This is a genomic window from Gemella sp. zg-1178, assembly GCF_018790995.1.
Taxonomy (GTDB): Bacteria; Bacillota; Bacilli; order Staphylococcales; family Gemellaceae; genus Gemelliphila.
Genome location: NZ_JAHKEI010000020.1, coordinates 1 through 24,901 on the forward strand (window position 1 = coordinate 1; position 24,901 = coordinate 24,901).

General features: G+C 27.7%; 19 protein-coding genes. 2 read left to right on the forward strand and 17 right to left on the reverse strand.

What is annotated here, in order from left to right; all coding sequences use genetic code 11:
• Nucleotides 1-362: 362 nt before the first annotated feature.
• The 7 genes from KMP12_RS05795 to KMP12_RS05825 form a co-directional block, all read right to left on the reverse strand.
• Nucleotides 363-590 carry a hypothetical protein gene (locus KMP12_RS05795; protein WP_215756794.1) on the reverse strand — a complete coding sequence of 76 codons (228 nt, stop codon included), beginning with the start codon at nt 588-590 and terminating at the stop codon, nt 363-365.
• A complete protein-coding gene (locus tag KMP12_RS07625; protein ID WP_252344725.1) occupies nt 545-745 on the reverse strand; it encodes a hypothetical protein in 201 nt (66 codons plus the stop codon). The genes KMP12_RS05795 and KMP12_RS07625 overlap by 46 nt, the downstream gene beginning before the upstream one ends.
• A 56-nt stretch (nt 746-801) precedes the next feature.
• Nucleotides 802-2,301, reverse strand: coding sequence for a recombinase family protein (locus KMP12_RS05805; RefSeq protein WP_215756795.1), 1,500 nt, complete (start codon nt 2,299-2,301; stop codon nt 802-804).
• Nucleotides 2,294-3,961: a recombinase family protein gene (locus tag KMP12_RS05810; RefSeq protein WP_215756796.1), complete on the reverse strand. Its 1,668-nt coding sequence runs from the start codon at nt 3,959-3,961 to the stop codon at nt 2,294-2,296. Before KMP12_RS05810 ends, KMP12_RS05805 begins: the two co-directional genes overlap by 8 nt.
• A 1-nt stretch (nt 3,962) precedes the next feature.
• On the reverse strand, nt 3,963-5,618 hold the full coding sequence (locus KMP12_RS05815) for a recombinase family protein (RefSeq protein ID WP_215756797.1): 1,656 nt from the start codon (nt 5,616-5,618) through the stop codon (nt 3,963-3,965).
• 100 nt (nt 5,619-5,718) lie between these two features.
• Nucleotides 5,719-5,874, reverse strand: coding sequence for a hypothetical protein (locus tag KMP12_RS05820; RefSeq protein WP_215756798.1), 156 nt, complete (start codon nt 5,872-5,874; stop codon nt 5,719-5,721).
• Between the two features lie 447 nt (nt 5,875-6,321).
• The gene (locus KMP12_RS05825; RefSeq protein WP_215756799.1) at nt 6,322-6,738 is read right to left on the reverse strand and encodes a sigma factor-like helix-turn-helix DNA-binding protein; all 417 of its coding nucleotides are present in this window, start codon (nt 6,736-6,738) and stop codon (nt 6,322-6,324) included.
• A 667-nt stretch (nt 6,739-7,405) separates the two neighbouring features.
• Here KMP12_RS05825 and KMP12_RS05830 point away from each other — a divergent pair.
• Together KMP12_RS05830 and KMP12_RS05835 are read left to right on the forward strand one after the other, a co-directional pair.
• Nucleotides 7,406-7,762, forward strand: coding sequence for a plasmid mobilization protein (locus KMP12_RS05830; RefSeq protein ID WP_215756800.1), 357 nt, complete (start codon nt 7,406-7,408; stop codon nt 7,760-7,762).
• 2 nt (nt 7,763-7,764) lie between these two features.
• A complete protein-coding gene (locus tag KMP12_RS05835; protein ID WP_215756801.1) occupies nt 7,765-9,105 on the forward strand; it encodes a relaxase/mobilization nuclease domain-containing protein in 1,341 nt (446 codons plus the stop codon).
• 16 nt (nt 9,106-9,121) lie between these two features.
• Here KMP12_RS05835 and KMP12_RS05840 read toward each other — a convergent pair whose 3' ends face one another.
• The 10 genes from KMP12_RS05840 to KMP12_RS05885 all read right to left on the reverse strand — a co-directional run.
• Nucleotides 9,122-9,610 (reverse strand): hypothetical protein, encoded by a 489-nt coding sequence (locus KMP12_RS05840; RefSeq protein ID WP_215756802.1) that lies wholly within the window; start codon nt 9,608-9,610, stop codon nt 9,122-9,124.
• 70 nt (nt 9,611-9,680) lie between these two features.
• Nucleotides 9,681-10,826: an ATP-binding protein gene (locus tag KMP12_RS05845; RefSeq protein WP_215756803.1), complete on the reverse strand. Its 1,146-nt coding sequence runs from the start codon at nt 10,824-10,826 to the stop codon at nt 9,681-9,683.
• Nucleotides 10,827-10,828: 2 nt separating this feature from the next.
• Entirely contained in the window at nt 10,829-11,626 is a 798-nt protein-coding gene (locus KMP12_RS05850) for an SMODS domain-containing nucleotidyltransferase (protein ID WP_215756804.1), read from the reverse strand.
• Complete coding sequence (locus tag KMP12_RS05855; protein WP_215756805.1) at nt 11,604-12,185, reverse strand: SLATT domain-containing protein; 582 nt, start codon at nt 12,183-12,185, stop codon at nt 11,604-11,606. The genes KMP12_RS05850 and KMP12_RS05855 overlap by 23 nt, the downstream gene beginning before the upstream one ends.
• 2 nt (nt 12,186-12,187) lie before the next feature.
• On the reverse strand, nt 12,188-16,234 hold the full coding sequence (locus KMP12_RS05860) for an Eco57I restriction-modification methylase domain-containing protein (RefSeq protein WP_215756806.1): 4,047 nt from the start codon (nt 16,232-16,234) through the stop codon (nt 12,188-12,190).
• A 1-nt stretch (nt 16,235) separates the two neighbouring features.
• Complete coding sequence (locus KMP12_RS05865; RefSeq protein ID WP_215756807.1) at nt 16,236-17,165, reverse strand: hypothetical protein; 930 nt, start codon at nt 17,163-17,165, stop codon at nt 16,236-16,238.
• On the reverse strand, nt 17,166-17,384 hold the full coding sequence (locus tag KMP12_RS05870) for a helix-turn-helix domain-containing protein (protein ID WP_215756808.1): 219 nt from the start codon (nt 17,382-17,384) through the stop codon (nt 17,166-17,168).
• Nucleotides 17,385-17,497: 113 nt separating this feature from the next.
• Nucleotides 17,498-18,142, reverse strand: a complete 645-nt coding sequence (locus KMP12_RS05875; protein ID WP_215756809.1) for a single-stranded DNA-binding protein — start codon at nt 18,140-18,142, stop codon at nt 17,498-17,500.
• 50 nt (nt 18,143-18,192) lie between these two features.
• Nucleotides 18,193-24,780 carry a helicase-related protein gene (locus tag KMP12_RS05880; protein ID WP_371821676.1) on the reverse strand — a complete coding sequence of 2,196 codons (6,588 nt, stop codon included), beginning with the start codon at nt 24,778-24,780 and terminating at the stop codon, nt 18,193-18,195.
• Nucleotides 24,708-24,901: TnpV protein (locus KMP12_RS05885; RefSeq protein ID WP_215756810.1), on the reverse strand; the 194-nt coding region annotated here is incomplete at its 5' end. The genes KMP12_RS05880 and KMP12_RS05885, both read right to left, overlap by 73 nt.

The following is a 24,901-nucleotide window of genomic DNA, read 5'->3' on the forward strand; positions in this document are numbered from 1 at the left end:
AAATCATATTTAGAGTTGTTTCCAATAACTTTAAGTAATGCAACATATCTTTCGCTATCTTTTAGATTTTCTTCTAACATTTTTTTAAATAGATGTTCATAATCATTTATTCTCATTTTTACCTCCTCTTTAAAAAGAAAAAGACAAGCAGTCTTTTCTACTTGTCTTTCGTTGGTTTATATTTAGTTTATTTTAATTATTATTTGTTATCCTCGTCCTCAGCTTCTTTGGACTTAGCTACATCAGCTATTAACTTTCTAAAATCAATAGCATTCTTAGATGTTATAATAGAATTTCCTGTTTCTTCGATCTCTTTTCTTAGAACTTAATTTATGCTTGAAAATCTTTAAGTTTTAATCCAATCATATTTCTCCAACCTCCTTAAGTTCACTTCTGTAGTAATATTCTGGAATTTCTGTTATGCTTATCTTTTTTTCGTCTAGTATTCTTTGATGGCTTCTTGATAAGAAGATACCCGAGCTAATAAATAGTTTTCCATATTCTTTTATAGTATTAACTATTTCATCAAGTTTATCTTCATCATCTAAAATAATATATTTTTTAATCTTTGGTAGGTTACTTCCTCGCAAATATTATTTTCATTATTGGTGCAAAGAATATATTTACGATTTCCTCCGTCTTCTTTATTTAGTTGCATTACTGCATGCCCCGTTGTGCCAGAACCCTCTGATGTCAAGGGTATGCCACTTTTTATTACATATAATTCTTCATAAATTAATGTCATCAAAAATTATGTCTAATAAAAATCAAAAAGAGAGTGATTTCTCACTCTCAAAGGTCTTAGTTCCTATATTTAACTTCTACAATTTCTTTATCATATACATATATACTCTCAATATGTTTTTCAACTACATCTCTAGTTAATTTATCAATCTTAATTTCCTTAATTTCTTTTTCAGATAACACTTTTAATTTAGTTTTTAGAGTAGCTATTTCACTATCAAGTAAGTTTTTTGTATCAATAAATTTTTCTCTAGATATTTTACCCAATTTGTATTTTTCATAAGATATATCTTTTTTAGCTTCTATCTTTTTAATATCTTCAGCAATAAATTTTGCTTCGTACTCTTGTTTTTGTGTATTACTTGATTCAATGTTATATCGTTCTTTTAATAAATTAAATATATTTCTTTCAATCTTATCTGCTCTAACACTGTTTTGAGATTCTCCTCTTTGTGGGCAAATGCGACATCTAAAGTAAGTTACAATATAAATACTCCCATCTTTTTTCTTCCTACTTGTAACCTGACAATTTAAGATATGACCACAATTTTTACATCTAACAAATGATTGTAAAGGCGATTTTTTATACCATTCATAATCTGAATTCTTCCCTCTAAGAAAACTATTTTTATTTTTAAGTTCACTAACTTTATTAAAAACTTCATAAGATACAATAGGTTCATGATTATTTGGTACTCTTTCCCATTCTTCTTTCGGAAGAGATCTTGCTTTAGTTCCTCCTACTTCTAATTTTGGTTGCATATTAAATACATAAGTTCCAGTATAGTTTTCATTCATCAAAATATCGGTAACAGTCCCATTAGTCCAAGATGGTTTTGTATTCATATAGTCAAGTATATTATAAGAATAATCCATATTTGTAATTTGTTTTTTCCTAACACTTGGCATGATGTAGTCTTTTTCATTCATTAATTTGGTAATTTTTCTAATAGATAATCCATCTAAATATAATTTAAAAATTTCTCTAACTACTGGAGCGACTACTTCATCAATAATAATTCTATATTTATCATTTGGATCTTTCATATATCCATAAGGCGGACTCCAACCCAAATACTTACCTTGTTTCTTTTGTATTCTCATAGATGTTTTAACTTTATCTGAAACATCTTTTGAGTAGAAATCATATAGTAAACTTTTAAACTGAATATCTAAATCTGTTCCATTTCCTTTTTCTTTAAAACTATCATATCCATCATTAATTGAAATGAAGCGTACATTTAAAAACGGAAATATATTTTCTAAATAATCACCAATTAAAATATAATCTCTTAGAAATCTTGATAAGTCTTTTACGATAATGCAATTAATCTTTCCTAGTTTCACATTTTCCATTAGATTTGTAAAACTGGGTCTATTTATATTAGTTCCTGAATACCCATCATCAATATATTCTATCTTTTCATATGTTCTTAACTCACTATCTTTTAGAATAAAATCTGTAATTAAAAGTCTTTGACTAGAAATACTTTCACTTTCTAGCCTGTCCCCAAATTCCTCAATGGATATTCGCATGTAAAGAGCAATTTTATTCATGATAATTACCCCCAGTTAAATAATGAACTGAAAAGGTAAAGACTATTTCAAATTCAGTTTTGTTTTTTACAATAATTTTATCAACAAGAGCTTCTATTAATTCTCTAGATAATCTATCACTTTTATTTGCAGTATATAAGTTTTCAATCCATAATAATGCTTTTTTAAGTTCCATCTCTAGAAAATTCTTTTTATTTTCTAATTTTACTAACTCTGCTTGATAATTTTGTCTGTGATTAATGAATATTTCTCGTTTTAATCGATATTTTTCTAAACTCAGTTTACTTTCTTTATATTTTTCATATGATTTTTCAAGGTCAATCTCTTCTCTTTCAAGTTTTTTAGTTAGCTTTAAAACTTCTGTATTTAATAAGTCAAAAGATTTTTTGTATCGTGAATTGACTTTATTTACTAAACTAGACTGACAAGTATCTTTACTTATAAATTCTCTAACTAATTCAGTTAGTTTATCATCAATTACTTTTTCAACAATGTGAATATTAGGTTCTTCATTTAACTTTCCAGTAGATCTTTCGTTTCTAAAGATATAATGAAACTTATCTTTATTCTTACCATAAATGACCATTCTTCTATAAAGTTCTTTTCCTGAATAGAAACTATAAATCTTACCTTTAAATCTATTTTCAGGATCTCTATCAAAATCATGTTTCTTCCTAGAAAAATAGCTAAGATATTTTCTTTCTTTTCTAGCTTCTAATATTTTTTGATATTCTTCTTCCGTTATGATAGGTTCATGAGCATTTTCAAAAACAATATATTCATCTTTATTTGTAAAATGTTGTTTTATTCCTTTAGCAAGATTTTGTTGTTTAACTCCTTGAACTAATTTTCCAGTATAAGTAGGCTTAGTTAATATCTTTGAAATGCTACTCTTACTCCATTCAGGATCATCTGGAAGTCTTTTTAATCTTCCAGTTTTATAATAAACCATAGGCGTTGTATACCCTTTGGTATTAAAGATTTTAGCAACTTCAAATTGGGATAAACCACTTAGAGTTAGGTCAAACATCTCTCTAGCAATCCCACAAGTATTTTTATCTAATTCTAGTTTCTGTCCTTCTTTTAATTTAACAACCTTATAGCCATAAGGTGGAACAGAGCCAATAAAATATCCATTCTTCGCACGATTTATTTTTGAAGATTTTATCTTTACAGAAATGTCTTTTGCATACAAATCATTGATAATATTCTTTAAAGTTATCTCAAATGACTTCTTAGAATCTGTGTTATTTAAAGTATCTAACTTATCATTTACAGAAATAAACCTAACTCCTAAAAATGGAAATACTTTATCAATCAATCTACCCATTTCTAAATATTCACGCCCAAGTCTTGATAAATCTCTTATGATGATACAATTTATTCTTCTATTTTTGATATCATCCATCATTCTAATAAACGATGGTCTTTCAAAATTTGTGCCACTATATTCATAGTCAGTATAAACTTCTAAAATATCGATATTTTCTTTTAAAGCATATTCCCTACAAGCAATAGTCTGTGTTTCAATAGAATAAGATTTACTTCTCCATTCCTCACTTCTTTCATTGGAAAGCCTTGTATAAATACCAGCTCTAAATCTTGATTTTGCTTCTTGTAGTACTTCTGTTTGAAGGTGTCTTTTTGATGTTCTACCCATTTTACGCACCTCCTACAGATACATGTCTACTTTCAACAAGTGAATCGTGTAGAGCTTTTCTAAAATTCATTATTCTATTTTTCTTTTTTGTTTCTGGTTCAGATACATCTACTGACTCTGAAATTTGTTTTAATAATTCTACTTCTTCATAGTTATTTAAAACGACATCAATACGATTATCTTCTTCAATAAAAATTTTATCTACAAAAGATACAAGCGTTAATCTATCAATTTCTTGCACTTGTTTATAATTATCCGTAGACAGTTTTGAAATGTTTTCTTTTAAGACTTCTACAATCTCTTTTTTCTTTGAAATTTGACTTTCTATCTCTCTTATTTTTAATAGATAATTCTTACGATATCTTTCAAATTCTTCGCTAGAGATAAGTTCATCTTCAAGATCAAGATATAAAGATTGTCTTAGTTTTTCATATTTAGATTTTTCTTTCTCAAGACTTGCAACATCAACTTTAACTTCTAATTTAGTAAAATCAATGTTTTTAATTTTATCAAGTAATATTTGATAAACTTTTATATGATTTGTTAATACATATTCAAGTGCTTCTAGTATTTCTGTTTCTTTTATGCTATGTCTTGAACAATTTCCCGTTCTATTATTCTCTGAACAAATATAAAATATGTCTTCTCCACTTGCTTTTTTTATTTTTCTCCTAACCATAGATGAACCACAATCTTTGCAATAAAGCATACCTGCAAGCAAACTTGGTTTTTGTTTTGAGGTATTCAAATCTCTTAACATCATCTTATTAGCAAGTTCAAAAATACTTTTATTAATAATAGGTTCATGGCTATCTTTAATCACAATCCAGTCATCTTTAGATACATCTACAATTCTAGTAGATTTATAATTGAGTTTTGTTGTTTTCCCTTGTTCAAGTATTCCTATATAAACCTTATTTTCTAAAATACGATTTATCATTTTCGCATCCCATTTTCCATTTTTTATAGAAAATCCATTACAGTTCATATAAGTATTTTCTTTATACTTACCAGGTGTTACTTCTCCAATACTATTTAAGAAATCAGCAATAGCTTTTGAAGAATACCCTTCAATTTTCATATCAAAAATTCTCTCAACTATATGAGATACATTTTTATCGATTATCAATTTGTGTTTATCATTGTCATCTTTTTTGTAACCAAAAGGAGCAAATGAGGAAATAAATTCTCCATTCTTTCTTTTGATTTCTTTTGAAGATTTCACTTTCATTGAAATATCACGACAATAACTATCGTTGATAAAATTTCGGATTGGTAAAATTAGATGTGTATCACTGACATCAGCATTTTCACTATCATAGTTGTCATTTACCGATATAAAACGAACTCTTTTTTCAGGAAATATTTTTTGTAGATATTTGCCACTTTCAATATAATCTCTACCAAATCGTGATAAGTCTTTTACAATAATGATATTAAATTTTTTATTGTTTAAATCTTCTATCATTCTAATAAAATCAGGACGATTAAAATTAGATCCAGTATAACCATCATCTATATATTCGGCTACAATATTAATACCATTATTTTTTGCAAATAATTCAATAATCTGTCTTTGACTAGATATTGAATTACTTTCATTTGTATCTCCATCTTCTTTTGAAAGTCTGAGATACATACAAGCTAATTTGCTCATTTTTATTACCTCCTTAATATCTTGTGGTAAAAGTCTATTAAGGAAGTGCTTCTACATCTAATATTTTACCGCACCCTATAATTTATGTCAGGTCATCTGATTAAATTTTAATACAAGCTGCACATAAATAATTTTCAATGATATCCTCTAGACTTAATTTATTACCGTTAGAAAAACTTACTTTTACTTTATCTCTAATTTTTTCTTCTTTAGTTTTTTCTTCTTTTTCTTTTGATAATTTATTTTTACTTTTCATAATAAATCTCCTTTATAAGATTTAAGTTTTTTGACATTAGTAGGTGCATTGGTTGCTACATTGGCATCTCACCACTCCCTTTTTCTCGACAGGAAGCTCAACGTATTGAAGTATCATTATCACTATTTATTTCATTGCATACAGTTTCCACACTATATGTTTAGGTATTCCTATTTATCGCTCACTTTCTTTTATCCTTTGTATAAGACAGATACAAGTATTCATTTAAACCCTTAAGCAGAAAGGTCATTGCGTAAGTCCTAATTCTCTATAAATAGATAAAGTCCTACTTTGGTCTATTCAGTTGTCAATGAACTATTTAAATATTTTTAGAAGAATAGTTTTATCCCTCTATATGTATAAGTGAATTTTTGAGGCTAGTGTAACACTTTTTTTGAAAAAAATTTAAAAAAGTGGTTATTTTTTTATAACCACTTTAAGAAATAATTAATCAGCTAACCATTTTCGTATCTTATTTAATATACTTTTATGTTTTCTACTGATTTTCATAACATTCGTTTTATTTTCCTTTGCTAAATCTCGCATTGATTTCTCATCAAAATAAATAGCATCAATTATTTTTCTTTCTTCCTCATTTAATTTGGAAATTGCCTTATATAAATCTTCTATTCTCATCTTGGCTTCAACTATTTTTTCCACATCAACAGACTTATCTTTTATATGATCTATAAAATTATCATTTTCTTTATCAAATTCAGAAAAATACAATAAATTATTTTTTCTATCTAACCTTTTTAAATAATTTTCTCTATTTAATTCTTTGCAATGCTCAAGATATACTTTTCTTGTTACAGGAATTCTTTTACCATTGACTTTTAGGTAATATTCTTTTTTGTCTTTCATTTTAATTTTCCTCCATTTCTTCTCTTGTTTTGAAAAGAAATAAAGGAGGGCTTCTACATCGAATAGTTAGTTTAGCTTTAAGCATCAAAAAATATTTCATTCAATAAAAGCCCCCTTCCTTGTCAGAAGTAGACTTCTAAAAAACAAAAAAAGGGAGCGATTAAATAAAATCGAACCCTGATAAACACAATAATTCTTCTTAAAGACCGATTCCCTTTAGTCATAAGATATTTAGTAATTATTGCTAAGCAAACTAAACAACGGTATTATAGGTCATAAAATAAAACGCCAAGAAATAATTTCTCAGATAAACTTTAATTATTTAGTATGGAATTAGCGAGAATTGTTGTTATACTCCTAACTATTTTCTATACTATAATTTTACAATACTTCCTCATACAATTAGTGAAATGTCTACATTAAAACGAAATTTTATTACATTTAAACATATTCTTTAGAAAAGATTTATTTTTTGATTTATGCTATAATACTTTTATAGAATTAATGGCTTTTAGCTTGTATTATATTGTAGCAAGCACAGTAAGTGTGTACCCACTTACGAAAAAAATTGATAAAGCAGACCTTTTAAGGCTCTGCTTTTTTTGTTATCAATTTTACTTTTAGGGAGAACCCTAAGACCCCTATATTTTTTGAAAGGAGAAAACAAATGGCAAATAGAACTAGAAAAATTCAGTTAAAAATCTGTCTTACAGATAAAGAAAAAGAACTTTTTGAAGAAAAAAGACGATTATCAAAATGCTCATCTATGGCTTCTTTTATCAGAAAATCAATCTTAGAAAAAGAAATAATCGTTATCGACTTAGAACCTTTTTACAAAATTCAGCACCTACTTTCTAATGCAACAAACAATATTAATCAGATTGCAAAATACACAAATACTTATGGTGTGATTTATAAAACTGATATAGAAGATATGAAACAAATGATTAGTAAGACTTCTAAAAATGTGTTGGATATTCTCTCTTATTTACAAAATACAAACAAGATAAATGTTGAGGAATAACTATGGCAATTACTAAAATTCATCCTATAAAATCAACACTTAATCTTGCTATTAAATACATTACAAACGAAAATAAAACAGATGACAAAATACTTGTATCGACCTTTAATTGTCATGAAGATACTGCTTATATTCAATTTCAAAATACTAGAAATTTTTATGAAACAAAAGGAACTGTACTAGCAAGACATTTAATTCAATCTTTTCTTCCTGATGAAGTTAGTCCTGAACTTGCACACAAAATTGGAAAAGAATTATGTAATAAATTACTAAAAGATAACTATGAATATATTCTTACTACTCACATTGATCGTGGACATATTCATAATCATATTATATTTAATAATGTTGGTTTTAAAACTGGAAAATGTTATCAAAGTAATAAAAGAACTTACCATACTATAAGAGCGATTAGTGATGAATTGTGCAAAGAAAACAACCTAATCATTATTGATGAGTTTTATGAAAAATATAAAAAACTAAGAGCTAAAGGACAATCATATAAACAATATTTAGAAAATAAAAAAGGAACTTCTTGGAAATCAAAATTACAATTTGATATTGATAACTCAATTATTAAATCAAGTACTTGGAATAACTTTTTAGAACTAATGAAAGAAAAAGGCTACGAAATAAAATACGGAAAACATATTGCTTTTAAGTATAAAGATAAAGAAAGATACACTCGTTCTAAGACAATAGGTGAAGATTATACTGAAGAAAAAATAAAAGAAAGAATACTTAATACAAATAAAACAAAAATTAAAAAGCAAATTAAAGCTACTAAAAAATCTATTGGAAAAATTATTGATATTAAAAATAATTCAAAAGCTAAAAATAGTAAAGGTTATGAAATTTGGGTAACAAAACACAATCTTTCTACAATGGCTGATTCTATCATTTCATTAAGAAAACTTGGTATTAATAGTAAAAAAGAGCTTGATGAATACATTAAAAATAATTTTGAGAAAAGACAAAATTTACTTGATGAAATGAAAATTATTGACAAGGAACTCACTCAACTCGATAAAATTGTAGAAGCTAGTCATAAAGTATATCAATATAAAAAAATTTATGATGCTTATAAAAAAGATGTAAAAAATCCTATTTTTAAAAATGACTACTCAAATGAAATTAAAGAATATAAAAATGCTTTAAAACTTCTTAAAAACAATTATGATAAAATGCCAGATACAGAAACATTATGTAAAGAACTTGAAGTACTACAAGAAAAAAAGAATACTTTATATGCTGAGTATTCTTCTATAAATGATTTGAATTACAAATTACAATTATTAAAAAATAACTATGATAAGTATATTAATAAAGACTTGGAACTATAACTCCAAGTCTTTGATTTTAGCTATTTAGTTTTTCCATTCTGACATTCCAAACTGGAATAGCAATTAGTATTGCTATAAGAATATACACTACTTTATCTGCCGTTACATTGTTAAGTAACTGTATGTGATTTGTAGGTTTAAAATTTGAATTAAAGATATTTATAATTGATGTTGCAAAACTTGTAGCAAGTCTTATAGTAACAGAAACACCTATAAATGTAATAAAGTAATTTAGTCCTTTACTAACAATTGGAAGAAGTCGGTGTATCAATAAAATTAAGAACCCGTATATTCCCATTGCTAAAATTCCAAATACTATATCCCAGAAATAAACAACATAACCACTTGAAATTTTCACAGATACTGCACTATGCATAAAGGTAGTTGTGTATATAAAGATAAGCAAAAAATCAACTGCAAATGCTGTTATTTTAAGCGAAGATAATGCTAATAACTTGTAAAATCCAATGAATAATAATGTTACTAAAATTATAGCTGGTATCATTCTATACACCTCCTATCTTTCTTAACTATATTTTACCGCATGGAGATGTGGTTTGTCAGGTATGAGAAAATTAACTTGTTTTTCTAAATTTATTTAATAAAATATTAAGGTTAAGACCATATTTTAATTTTTCTTTATAATCCTTCATTTTCAAGTCATCATCAGACATATAATCAAAATCTTTCGAATTATTCTTCAGATTTTCTAATTCATTTAAATTGGCGAGAATATAAGATTCAAATATTTCTCTTTCTTCACTATTTTCAAAGAATAGTATAACTTCTTTAAATCTATTAAAAGCATAATTAGCCTCTTCGTTACTTCTATCATACAGAAATTGTAATAACCTATATCTAAAACTATCCTTTAAATAGTACCTATATACTATATTATCTTTGTAATATTGAGTTCTATTAGAAATAAATCCCCACTCAGGAGTTGGAATAAAAAGTCTCCCTGAATCTAAGGTAACTCCTTGATAGAGATCAATCACTTCTCCCTTGTATTGAAGTTTTATATCCGAAAAGGAAGTTGATTCATTAATCACAGCATAAGAGTAAAAAGCATCAGCGTTACTAAAATTCTCGTAACCATCTTCTATCTTAATTCTAAATTCAGGAAAATATGAGTTGTAATATTCTGGTTCAATGTAAGACCAATCCATTTTATTTACAAGTAAATCAAAAAAAATTTCTTTTTTTGTTTTATTAAATCCGAACCTTTTCTTCCAAAGTCTCTCTATCTGTGAAAATGTTGAATTTCCATTGTTAGGAGTATTTCGGTCTAATTCTCGTGAATATATACATCCAGACTTCATTTTTCCATATGGCTTATCAAGAAATAAAGGAGTATTATTTATATTTTTTATTACTAATACATCTACTATTTTATCTTCTATATTAATTGTTTTTACCGAAAATATAGGTCTCTCAGCACAAGAAAAATATAATTTTGACATTGTATCTACAATTTCTGCCTGCTTTCTTCTTTCCTCGGGTTTAATGCCTATAACCTTAAACTCATCACTAATTCCAAAGAAAATATACGAATCCTTATCATGTACTGTATTTGTAAAACATATTATATCTTTGATTAAATCTTCTATATTTTCATGCCACTTAAGTTTGAAATCAAAAAACTCATCTTCTCGCTGGCTTTCCAAAGCATTCAAAAGAATTTTTTCTAAAAATTCTATATTCTTAATTTCATTATTCATTATTAATTCACCATGAAATTAAGAATTTTTTCTAAACAATCTACACTATGTTCACAATCAACTTCATCACAACTACCTGGAGCTTTAATTTTAATAATTCTCCAATAATATTTGTTCTTGTTGAAATAGTCTAGCAAAACTCTTTCATAAGTACCTGGTTCAGAAGAACTTTCACCTGAATTAACAAATTTCCAATCACCCATAGCATGATAAACAAAACTGTCAATAACTATTCCAGATAACTTATAACTCTTAAAATAGTTATCTCTTATAAATCTCATATGCCTGCAAGTAGCTATTAACAATCCATTACTGGAATTATTCTTTTCTTTTATTGCACTTTGTTCCGCTTTCGGATTTGTAGATAGCCAATTCCCTCCCATGTTAGTATCTGGATAAATATAATTATCATTCCAATTTTTAAACGCAGGTAGAACTTCAAATTTAATTCCATCACTAAAAAGTACTTTAACAATTTGACCGTCTGCTCTAATTTCGCTATTAGGATAACTATCTTTTATTGCATTTCTAACAGCCTGTAATAATCTTGATTGTGAATTCCCACTTAAACTATCAAACCTATCAAACTCTTTTTCAGGTAGCTTGACTAATATATCAATATCACTCGTACTTATTGCTGTATTACGACCATATGAACCAACAAAGATACTATTATTAAATTCACTTTCAGTTTTCCAAAATTCTCTATTAATGGCTCTAGTTATTCTTTTATATCTATAAGAAATAACATCTCTTACATCTTTAGGAATAACATTGTCATATTTTCTTACTCTCATCATTTTTCAACCTCCCCCTTTGTAAACTTTTCGGTAAATTGATATCAATCTTATCTTCTGTAAAATTATTATCTTTTTTAACATTCAAAGCTTCATGTGCCATTTTTACAGCTTTATCAGTAGTGTTTGGAGCGTTTTTATAAACATCCCAAAGCAAGTTTTGCAAATCTGTATATTTTATTAATAGTTCTTCAATATTATTATTTGCATGCATAATTTCTATCAGCAGTACCTTAAATTTATCTCTTAAAATAAGTAATTCTACAGCTGTTTTTTTATGATTTTGTATATTGTTTTGTAATTCAAAGGATTTAAAAAACATACTTATAAATGCACTTAAAAAAGATAGTAATGCTGATCCCAGTTTAACCCAAAACTCATCTACAAAAATTAATGATATTAATCCTGCTGATGTGAGTGAAGAGCAGATTATTCTTGCAACTTCATATCGTTTATACTTATTGCTTAAAATATCCGCCTGTTTTTCTTGAATTTTATGTGCCCAAACAACACTCATAAATGTATTTCGCACATTATCTTCTAGGATAAAATAATCATTCATAATTACATCTCCTTAATAGAAGTTTTAATATGATTACGTTCGTTTTCAGTTAAACTATATTTTTCAAATAGTTGAATATCTATCTCTTCAATAGATTTTGACCAGTCTATATCTGACTTATCACTAAAATCCTGTATAGGAACAAATCTAAATGTTTTAGATGTAGCATCTTGACTGGCTTTTGCAAGGCTATGCATATATCTTACAAACTTTGTTGTTAAATATTTTACTAAATTGCAACTAGATTTATTATCTAAATTCAAATTTGCTCCTATTGATAAGTAACTTTCCGTACAAATCTCATTTGGTTTAGCTACAAAAGCATTTAAGTTATCATCATTTAATTCAGTACCTATGTTATTTGCTCTAGGTATAAACACTTTCCATGAGTCAATCCATTCTGTATTTTTTCCAACTAATTCTCTCTCGACAAATCCAATTTTTTTTCCTTTTCCATAACATATAATTGGATTAATCATATCCTCTAAACTATCTTTGTATTTTGGATCGGTTATAAAATAACCCCTAAATCCAAATGGGCGTAACGATGATACTTCTTCAGATATAGAATTACCTTTGCATTTATCAATAATTTCTAAACCAATGCTGTCTCTAATAAAGATTTCAATACCCTCCACTAAAAGTTTTCTGTCGATATTAGAAATAACTTCTCGATTTTTATTCGTTACAACTTTAACCTCAGGCTTTACCTTATTAATATCACTTATAAAATAACATACTCCACCTCGATTATTTGTGTTTGGAAAGACATCCTCTGGAGTTAAAAAATCATGTAATTCTACAATAGAATTATCATTCAACATGTATTCTCTAAAATTATCTAATCCCTTTCCACCTGCAAACCATCTTGTTGGTGTTATAAAGCTTGTATAAGTATTAGATAATTGCTTCCCAAGTAAAACAAAATGATGGTAAATTGGTTTTGCACTCGATTGTGCTCCACCATCACTAACTTGATAAGGTGGATTGCCTACTATTGCTCCAAACTTCACTATTTTTTCACCTGCCTTTATTTCATCAGTTAAGTCAATTTCCCTAAATTTTTTATTTTGTTTAAGTAAATTACATATCTTTTCATAATCTACATTATCAGATGTACTTTTTACCAAGTCATATGCATTAAAATTAATGGCAATGTTATCAATATCTAAATCCAATATTTCATAAAATCTTCTTGTAAATTCATAAGCAATAGAAGAGGTAGGAATAGAGTAAATAATGTCTTTTACTTCTTCATGAGAAAATCCTAAATCATTAATCAATCTTTTATATAGAGCTACTGCATACTCACCAGACTTAGTTGCAATATCTAAAAGTTTATTTTTTTCATTTACTATTTTCCTTAATCCACCTTCTGGGATAAGATCAACCATTTCATTACAAACTCTGGTTGGTGTTATCACCTCTGACTCTGACATTCTGTTAAATTTCTTTAAAGACGTTAAAGCCCTATCTAATGGACTAACACTATCATCCGAAGCAAGTTTTGAAATATTTTGTATTTTATAATCTAATTTACTTCTTTTAAAAGGATCCATTAAATACGATAATTTTTCTAAAACATTCTTATTTAAATATAAATTTTTTGCTAATCGAGTATTTTCATCTTTTTGTATAACATTTAATATATCATCTAAAGATGCAACATTATCCTTAGTTAAGAAAGAAAAGAATAGCACCCTTTGATAATAAGTTTTTATTTGTCCTTCTAAGCGTTTAATTTCTTCATCAGTTTTTTCTTCTTTGAATGACTTATTATCTTTATCTTTATTACTATTTGTATCCGATGAATCATCTGAAGAATCATCTATATCCAAGTCGTCGCCTTCACCTTGATTTGGATCTATTGTTAAACCTTGTTTAGAATTAAATTCTCCCTGCTCTTCAATTGCTTTTCTCACTTCGTCATCTTCTAAAATTGATAAATCTATAGGAATATCGACTACTTCATCTGAAACACTTCTCTTATTATTATACAAACTTACAGCTTCAAGTATATTTGTTGCATCAACTTGCTTAATCTTGTTATTATTCATCACTATTACAGGAGAAATACGTAGTTCTTCTTCTATTCTCTCCCTTAATTTTGAATTTCCATTTTCATCAGTGTTCACATTATATATTAGTGACTTTTGTTCTTGCATTCTGAATAGTCTATCTGGATCAAAGTCTACTAACAATGTCTGCGGTTTTAAATTTTCTTTTATAATTCCACTTTCACTTGACAAAATTCTAATATACTGATTTTGTAATCTAAATATAGATTGATCGTATTCTTGTGGTGAAGCTGTATCCTTAAAATACATCATGGTATCCCATTGTTCTACAGTTGATCCTGTAAGCATTCTATTTACAGTTAATGTAAGAGTTTTTTTATTTTCCGTTTCATATTCCTTGATTTTATTTTTTATATCATTAGGAGTTCTAAATGTTTTACTTGAATCTACCCCTGAAATATTTAATATTTGATAATCATTTAAATTTCTAAAGGAATCTTTATGGGTAGTAATCAATTCTTCCATAGCATCACAAGAAGCACAGTAAGGTAAAACCATAACCATATGTCTACACATTTTACCTTCTTTGATTTTGTCATAATCTAGGAATCCTAATAAGTCTTCATCATCTTTACTACCATCTATAACTTTTAGCAAATCAATTATTTCAGATTCATTTTGAAATTTTTTATGATTATTATTTTTACTATCCTTTTTTATAGATACAGGTTCAAATAATTTGGAAAAAGCAAAACTAACACCACTTCTTCTTAAAGCTTCCATTTTTTGCCTAGAAGATTTATTAGGATTGAATGCAAATCTAATCATTTGCGGAAAACCATAATACGGATTATCCCATTCATTTACATCATCATTATTTAAGTTGTTTTTATCCCATTCTTCTTGTTCCTTAACAATATCAGAAAACTGAACAAAAGAAATAATATCTTCTTTTTCAAATTCACTTCCCATCAATATACGATATGGGGTTCCTGATAAATGCAACCTTATAGAAGCATTAATTTTCTTTATTTCTTCCTTAGCATCAAGTACATCCATACTATCGTCAGATATTTTTTTAAAATTCTTTTCATCATTTTTATCATATCCAGCATCTTTTAGTATCTTTCCAAATGATTCTGCTCTTGCTCCAAAATGAGTTTCATCTACTATTAATAAATCAATTTGTTCTTCGAATAATTGTTTATGTTTATCTTTTATTGTTTCACCTTGTAAATCTTGTAACGTTAAAAATAAAACAATTCTTTTATCTTCTGACTTTTTATCTTTTATAATTTCTTCATTTCTCAATAAATCTTCTGCATCTAAGAAAATATACTGATGGAAGTTTCCAGCACTTTCTACTGTTTTTTTCCATTCATCTCTAACATCAGCTTTAGCAGAGAGAACTAACACTAATTCGGCATCCATTTTTAACGCACAACAAAGAGAAGTAAATGATTTACCAAATCGCATAACTGCATACATTAACAAATTTTTTCTTCCATTTTTAATCGCTTTGTCAAAGTTATTTACTGCTTCTAATTGATTTGGTCGTAAATTCCAATTATCTCCTCGCTGATAATGAAAAGTTTGAGGCAGATTATTTTTTGAACTGTAATATTCATATTTACCAGTGTTTTCTATATGATTATTCTTTATATCATTAATGGCATTTTCAACATCTTCAGGTGTAGCTCCTTTAAAAAATTCTTTACTATAATATAAATCATTTTCCAAATCAGAGGGTAATAATCTTATCTTCTTTAAATCGTCCTCTAAATATTTATGAACGGAATAGTCTCTAAAGTATGTCTCATCATCAATAAGTGCTTTGCTTTCATATTGTTTTTCTAGTTCTGGGAAGAATACTCTCCACTCATTTAGTCTTTTCGCAACTGAACGATAAGTGTCTCCTACTTTTAAATAATTAGGAATAGTATTTGTTGTAAAAGCGTAAATATAAGGGTCAACTCTACCAACAATTATCCTATCTAATATATCTATTGCTTCAATTTTATTGTCTCTCAATTTAATATACCTCCTTACCAATCAAGTCTTTAAATATAACTTTCTTCTTGGACCTCCAATCTTTAATCACACAATAGTCATCTATGTATTCCTCTTCAAAGCCAATAAATGACATCTGTTCGTTTGGAGATACATACTTTTTAAATGGTATTGTATAGGTCAAACCATCCATTTGCCATAAATTCCATGAAATGATTTTTGCAATTCTAATTAATTCTCTATGTGTTGGATACCTATTTAATTTAAATTCCATATTATCACAAAAAGTAGCCAGTAAATTTTCTCTAGCAATTAATAAGCTATCACCTTGAAATTCAAAACCATATACACTTTGAAATGCACGTTCACTCCATTCAAGCCAATCTTGCTCATTATCAGTATTTTCATTTACTATTCTTAATTTTCTATCTAAAATTCCAATCCTCTTATTAAGTTCTATATATTTTCCAGAAACTGTATCATATCTACTTACTAAATATGGAGCTTCTCCGCATGTAATCTCTAGCCTTTTCTCATCTACATATTTTTTCCATGACTTATTTTTTTCTTTAGGAAAAATAATTTTTTCTACAGTTGAGTCCCATGATTTCTCCGTTTCAACATTAAAAACATTACTCCTTCCAAACCAAGCAGCGTCAATCAAATTATTTTGTGCATTGCAAATCCAACTAGGCGTAAATACTTCTGCTTTAGACTTTGTTCTAATAATCTGATTTTCTTTAGACTTTAATATTCTAGGTTGAATAATATTCCCTAGACTGCCTGTAATCAGATGATATTGTATAGGATATTTTGAATAATAAGAATTTCCTAGATATTCATAATCATCTGTTGCCCAGATGATATTTGTATTTGTTGTTCTGTCTATCAAGAGTATTTCTAGAATTTCTCTACTCCACTTCTCTTCACTTACATCGATTTTTAAATCCATTTATTTATCCTCAACATCGGTTTTTATTAAATTTACAACATCACCTATATCAACATTTAATGATTTACATATTTTCCCTAAAACAGATAATGAGATAGCTTCCCCTCTTGTCATTTTTGATATTGTTGTAGGAGAAATTCCAATAGTTTCTATTAAATCCTTCTTTTTCATATTTTTATCAATCAATATTTTCCACAATCCATTATAGTTAAACTCCATAATTTATTCTCCTAACTCCACTTTTATGTAATTATAATACATATTATACCATATTTTTATATAAATTTCTTCTTAGACAATAAAAAAGACAGCCCCTAAGGGCTGCCACAACTCTACAACTCAACTCCTTTGTCTTTTTTATCATCCACTTTACTTTCGTTACTAATCTTATCTTTAAATTTAGCAATAGCATCTAAAGTTGACACTTTCTTGTTTTCAGTTTCTTTTTCTTGAACCTTAGCTTTTAAAACTTTAGAATAAATAGCTTTTACATTAAGATATTCATTACCTTTTTCATCAGTTGAATATCTTTCTTCTCCTGATATTTTTACAAAATCCCCTTTTTTCATATCTTCAACAAACTTCGTCTTTTCTCCATAGGCTGAGATATTAATAAATTTACTTTCACCACTTTCATCATTGACTGCAATGTTAAAGTTTGCAACTTTGAATTTTCCATTTTTTCCTTCTATTTCTTCAACTTTAACATCAGACACAATATTTCCAACATACACATTAAGTTCTACTTCTTTTTCATTTTCTTTAATCACACCATTATTTGCTAATTCATCAATCATATAATCAAATTCTTCGTGTAGTAGATTCATTCCATCATTTTCCATAAATTGTTCGTAAAGGTTATTTAAGGCTTCTTGATTATTTACTCCTTTTTCTACACTAATAAGAGCTTTTACAAAGTCCTCATAGTTATTATTAATCATCTCGTTAAGGGTGTTTTTCATTTCTTTAAAATTCATTGTAAATCTCCTTTCAAATAAACAAGGAGAAGCAATTGCTCCTCCTAAAACTATCTTTCATTTTCTCTTTCTTGCTTTAATTCTGTTGAATTATTTTCATTACTAATCTTTTCTTTAAATTTTTCAATCATACCTAAAGTCGATTCTTTTTGCTCTACTATTTCTTTTTCATCAATATCAAATGTAGATGACAAATAATCACTATCTTTAAAGTCATTGTCATACCTGTCAACAATACCGTCATTATCTAAGTCTTTTTCTAGTGGATCATAAAAGTTTCCGTCATCATCTATTTTAAGCCCAAGTTTAGTATATAAATCATCTTCATTTACTCTCACAAATTCACTAAAATCTCCATACTTCATATCTTCAAGTATTATTTTTAAAACATCTTCTTCTGTTCTATCTTTAGCTAAACTATCCACAGTAATAACTGTATCATCAACATAAAGTGTGTAAGTATAGTCTTTTAAATTTACTTCAAATTGAATGGAATGTGCCGAATCTTCCGTTTCTGTATATGCTATTCCAATTCTACTTAAATCACTAAATTGATTATCAAAATCTTCATAATTAAGACCACTATTATATTCTCTATTACAAAAATCAATAATTGCTTTTTTGACATCTTCAAGTAGTGGATTAAGATTTTCTTTTTCTTCTACATCTCCTAAATCTAATAGTCGATTGATTTCTGCAAGTCTTAATGTTTTTTCTTTTAATTCTTCTGCTTTTTCAAAAGACTTTTTAACTTCTATTTTTGCATTGCTTAGTTGATTTTTTGTTGCTTCAAGTTTTTGGATAGAATCTTCTAGCTTATCTTTTAGTTTATCAAGTACATTATCCATTCTTGTGATATTACCATCTGAACTTTCTCCAATTTCTCCACTATGTTTTAATTGCCCATTTAATGAGAAAATAAACCTATTGAAAAAACTATCATAACTAACTTCAATATCAAAATTTCTATATTTACCTATAACTTGATTTTCTTTTAACCTCATTGTTTTTAAAGTATCCAGTAACTTTTCACCAGCTTCTTTTTTATCTGTATAGGTAATTCCTTTAATTTCCATTTGAGTGAATTTTTTATCACTAGTTCCTAGTGGCTCTACATTTTGAATATCAAGTTTTAATTTTTCAATTCTGTCTTCAAGTCTTGTAATTTCTTTAGGATAAAATTTTATTATTCTATCTTCTAATTTATATACATTTGATTTATGATTTGCTTCAAGCATTTTTAATTTAGTTACTTCTACATCCAAATCCATTTTCTCTTTAATAAGTGGATTACCTGTTGCTAAGGCTTTAATTTCTGCATAAGATAATGTATTCTCGTCAACATCTTCAGCAACCCTTACAGGTGTTTTACTTGTCATAATTTGAGAAATAAAGCGTTGTTTATTCTCTATTGTTTGCCACAAGTAACTATCAAATGTATTTTCCGTTACATATCTAAAAATATGTACTTCTTTATTTTCGTTTCCTTGTCGTACAATTCTACCTGCCCTTTGTTCTAAGTCAGACGGTCTCCAAGGAACATCCACATCATGTAATGCAATTAGTTTATCTTGTACATTTGTACCTGCTCCCATTTTTTGTGTTGACCCAAGTAATACTCTTACTTCTCCTTTTTTTACTTTCGCAAACAATTCATCTTTTTGTTTTTCATTATTAGCATCATGTATAAAAGCAATTTCTGTTTCTGGTACTCCTAGATTAACTAGCTTATTTTTAATATCATCATAAATATTAAATTCACCATATCCTTTAGGTGTAGACATGTCAGAAAACACAAGTTGTGTTGATTTCTTTTCTTTTGTTTTGTCCCAAATACTGAAAATATTTTTTACACATACATTCACTTTAGAATTTTCATCATCAGCTAGTAATGGATTAATTAATCTTTGATCTAATGCTAATTTCTTGCCATCATTAGTTATTTTAAGCATATTATCTTCTTCAGGTTCTACTCTTTTATCACGAACTTTATCAGCTCTCTCAGATAATGATTTTAGTATTTCTTTTTGTTCTTCAGTAGGTTTAGTTACAATTGTTTCATAATGTGCTGTTGGTGTAGGTAAGTTTAACATATCAGCAGTTTTTATATCTGCTACATCTTTAAACATACTCATTAATTCAGGAAGATTATAAAACTTAGAAAATCTTGTTTTAATTCGGTATTTATCTCCCTCAGGTGCTAATTCAATTGCACTAACTGTTTCACCAAATGTTGATGCCCAAGAATCAAAATGTTGTAGTCCTTTTTGTTGTAATTCATCATACTGCAAATACCTTTGCATTGTATATAATTCCGTCATGGAATTACTAACAGGTGTACCAGTGGCAAACACAATTCCTTTTCCATTTGTTACTTCATCAAGATAACGACATTTCATAAACATATCCGAACTTTTAAGTGCTTCAGATTGTCCTATCCCTGCTACATTACGCATCTTAGTGTATAGGAATAAATTTTTATAGTTATGTGCTTCGTCTATAAATAACTTATCTACTCCAAGTTCTTCAAATGTAATAACATCATCTTTCTTAAAATCATCATTTAGCTTTTTAAGTCTTGTTTCTAATTTTTTCTTAGTATTTTGTAGCTGCTTAACAGTGAAATTTTGATCCCTACTATATTTATATTGTTCAATATAGTCAATAATTTCAGCAATTTCAGCCTTAAGATGATTTTCTTGATATTCCTTAGACATTGGTATTTTTTCAAACTGTGTATGCCCTATAATGACTGCATCGTATTCTCCAGTTGCAATTTTACCAATAAATCTTTTTCTATTTTGTGGTTCAAAATCTTTCTTAGTCGCAACCATAATATTAGCTGCTGGATATAGTTGCATAAATTCTCTACCAATTTGTTCTGTTAAGTGATTAGGCACAACAAATAAAGACTTAGAACACATTCCAAGTCTTTTACTTTCCATAGCACTTGCCACCATTTCATATGTTTTACCTGCTCCAACAACATGAGCAAGTAAGGTATTCCCACCATATAAACTTCTTGCGATTGCATCTTTTTGATGTGATCTTAAAGATATTTCAGAGTTCATTCCCTCAAGTAATAAATGACTTCCGTCAAATTCACGATTAACAACTGAATTAAATTTTTCATTATATATTTTTTCAAGTCTGTGTCTTCTTTCAGGATCTTCAAAAATAAAGTTTTTAAATTCCTCTTTAATTAATTCTTGTTTTTGATTAGCTAACATCGTTTCTTTTTTATTTAATACCGATGTTTTAGAACCATCTTCATTAATAATTTGATCCCAAACTTTTGTATCACGAAGATTTAAGCAATCCTCGATTAATTTATAGGCACTTACCCTACTTGTCCCATAAGTTAAATTGGCAAGGTCATTATTTCTGTCAACACTTTTCCCCTCTACATTCCATTCGCTTGTAAATGGAGAATATCTAACATTAATATCCCACATAGCATAACCAGGTGTTTTAAGTAAATGAACCATAAATGACTTTATATCTTTTTCAGGAATCCATGTTGCTCCAAGCCTTACATTAATTTCACTTGCTGTTAATTCTTTTGGCATAACTTCTTCTAATTTTTGTTTTTGAAATGTCAATTTGGATATTTCTTCTTTAATCTCAGTAATCTTATCTGCTTCTTTGTCAGATATAAAAGATAAAACATTACTATGATAAGCAATGTATTCATTCATAACAGCAATTTTTTCTCGAATATTTCCACTTAAATACTCATCTGCAGTTACATAGTTAAAGGCAAAATTTTCTTCTTTTTGTTTTTCTTTAAATGGAAACAAATTATTTTCTTTGTCAAAAAGTTTAATATCTAAAAATATTTGCCCTTTTAATTCATTAATAATACTATCTTTATTCATATCACTTAATAAACTTGACATATAATCAAAGTCAATTCTTCCTTTTGATGCAACAGATAAAATTAATGCTTGTTCTACTGTATCTACTTTATCAATACTTTTTGCTTTTCTAATGGTGCGTTTATAGAAAATATCTCCTTTTTCTTTGAATTTTCCTTCTTTAAGTTTTTCAATAGATGATACCAGTGGATAATGACTATCTTTACTCAATAATTTATTATTTTGTTTTGCATTAATAAATTGATGTTTTTTAGAAAAGCTATCATAGACTTCATTTAATTTATTTTGGGCTTCTTTAATTTCTTCATCAGAGTAATCTTCTTTTTGTAGCCTAATCACTTCTTTAAGTACTGATGTTAATTCAATATAGTCTTTTATTTTTTCTCTTTCTTTATCATTAAATAAATATGCAACCATAACTGAATCTTCTCGGTAATATATTTCATCTTCCACTAAAGTAAAAGAAAAGTTTTTAACATCATCATTTGCTGGAATAACTTTTATATCATTATCTACATTTTTTAAAACTTCAATGTCAACTTCTTCATAATCACCCTTTAAATTTGAAACAGCTTGTTTAAGCATTTCTTTTAAATCTGTATTTTCTTTTTCTTCACAAGTCAGGACATTTCCAAAACGCCCACTAACTTCTTTTATTTCTCCCAGTACCATTTCAGGATTATCCACAAAGTATTTATTATATTTATTTCCATTAACATCATAAGCAAGATTATACCAACCCTGTTCTATGTCTTTAACACTAGTTTTTTTCTTTAAGAATAAAATATCACTTGTTACTTCTGTTCCTGCAACACCTTTAAAGGTTGTATTAGGTAATCGAATTGCCCCAAGCAACTCACAACGACTACCTATATAGCGTCTAATCGTATCATCTTTTTTGTCCATTGTTCCACTTGATGTAATAAAGGTAATTACGCCACCAGGTCTTACTTTATCAATAGACTTGGCAAAGAAATAATCATGGATTAAAAAATTATTTTTATCGTATTCACGATCACTTACTTTAAATTCTCCAAAAGGTACATTTCCTATTGCTACATCAAAAAAATTATTACTGAATTTACTTTCTTCAAAACCTTGTACTTTTATATTGCTTTCTGGATATAAAAACTGTGCTATTTTCCCGCTAATCGAATCAAGTTCAGTTCCATAAACTTTTGATTTGTTCAGCTCTACTGGTAAATTACCAATAAAATTTCCAATGCCTAAACTAGGTTCTAGTATATTTCCACCCTTAAAGCCAATTTTTTCTAAGCCTTTATATATACCGTCAATAACAATTTTTGGTGTATAAAATGCCGTTAAAGTACTTTCCTTAGCATTTTCATATTCTTTAGATGTTAGATTTTCTTTTAAGAAATTTCTTGCAACTTCCCATTGTCCTTTTTTATCTTCGTCAAATACTTCTGCTAAACCTCCCCAACCAACATATTTGGCTAAAACTTCTTGAGCAGTTGTATCTAATTTTCTTTGTCCTTCTTCAATTCTTTTAAGCATAGAAATAGCTTCAAGATTGTGATTTAATCTCTCACTTGGGCTTAGTTTTTCTGCTTGTACTTCTTCAGTAATGACAAAATTGTTAATATGATTAACTTTTGTATTGTCTTTATTTCCTTCTTTATTATCTTCTTTTTGTAGCTTTTCTTCAAAAACATTCTCAATATTTAATTTATCTTTTAAATATTCATTAATTTTATAGACAGTAAATTCCCCACTATCAATTAGTCCATCCACCTTTGTGCTTTCAACAAAGGTAGTTCCTGAATATAACGGATATTGTTTACCTTCTACAAATACATGTTCATTTGAAGAATGTATGTCTAACTCAATTTCTTTAATATCACTTTGAGATAATAAAATAAACTCTGTTCCTACTTTTACGGCAATTTTACTGTTTTTAAATGCCTCAATATCCTTTTCTAACTTTTCTATAAAGGGATTTAATTCTGAATTATACATTAAGCTATTTGTACTGATATAACTAACTCGATATTCTCCGAGATGATTTTTAAAGAAATCTAAACGAATTAAGTCAAAAAAATCCTCATCTTCTTTAAATGGATTAAAATCTTTTAATGTCCTACCATCTCTAAACTCAAAATCCTTAAAGTATTCTTTTAAAATAGGTGAATCATAATCTTTTTTATCTACTCTAACAGATAAGCTAGTCGGTGTTAATTCACTTGAAATATATTCTTTTATATCCTCATTTTTATGATGAATAACAGGTATATCCGTTTTTTCAAGATTATCAATTTCTTTTTCTTCAAAACTTAATTCACCGTTAAATACAATTTGTAATTCTATTTCATTCATTTGTTTTCTAAGTTCTGTATCTTTAAGTTCTCTGAAAGTTTTTGGGAAATCTTCTAAAACAAGTCTTTCAGCACCAAGTTCTTCTAATTCTTTAATAGAAAAATATCCCCATTCAGCTTCCCCACCTAAAACTAAACCAAATGCTTCTTTAGTATCCTTATCGTATTCAGTCATATACCAAGTCCAATTAGATTTAAACGGAATAAAATAAGCTGCGTGTACTTGTTTTTCAGATGATTTCACTTTTTCTTGTCCATATAATTTTGGTACTCTTGCAAGCATTTCATCTGTCATTAATTCACTAGGATTTTCTTTGGAATAGAAAAAGGAAGTAGTTTTTTCTACTTCCTCTAGTTGTAAACTATCTCCTCTAAGGTCATCTCCCTCAGGGTAGAATTCAAGTTGTTCATAAGACCTACCCACTGCATTTGATCTTTGACTTTCAACTCTTCTGTTATCCCCATATTTTTCATCATCTCTGGTTTCATTTTCTCCATAAAGTTTTCTGCTTGTGTCTGAATTTCTATAAGATGTTTCAACAATG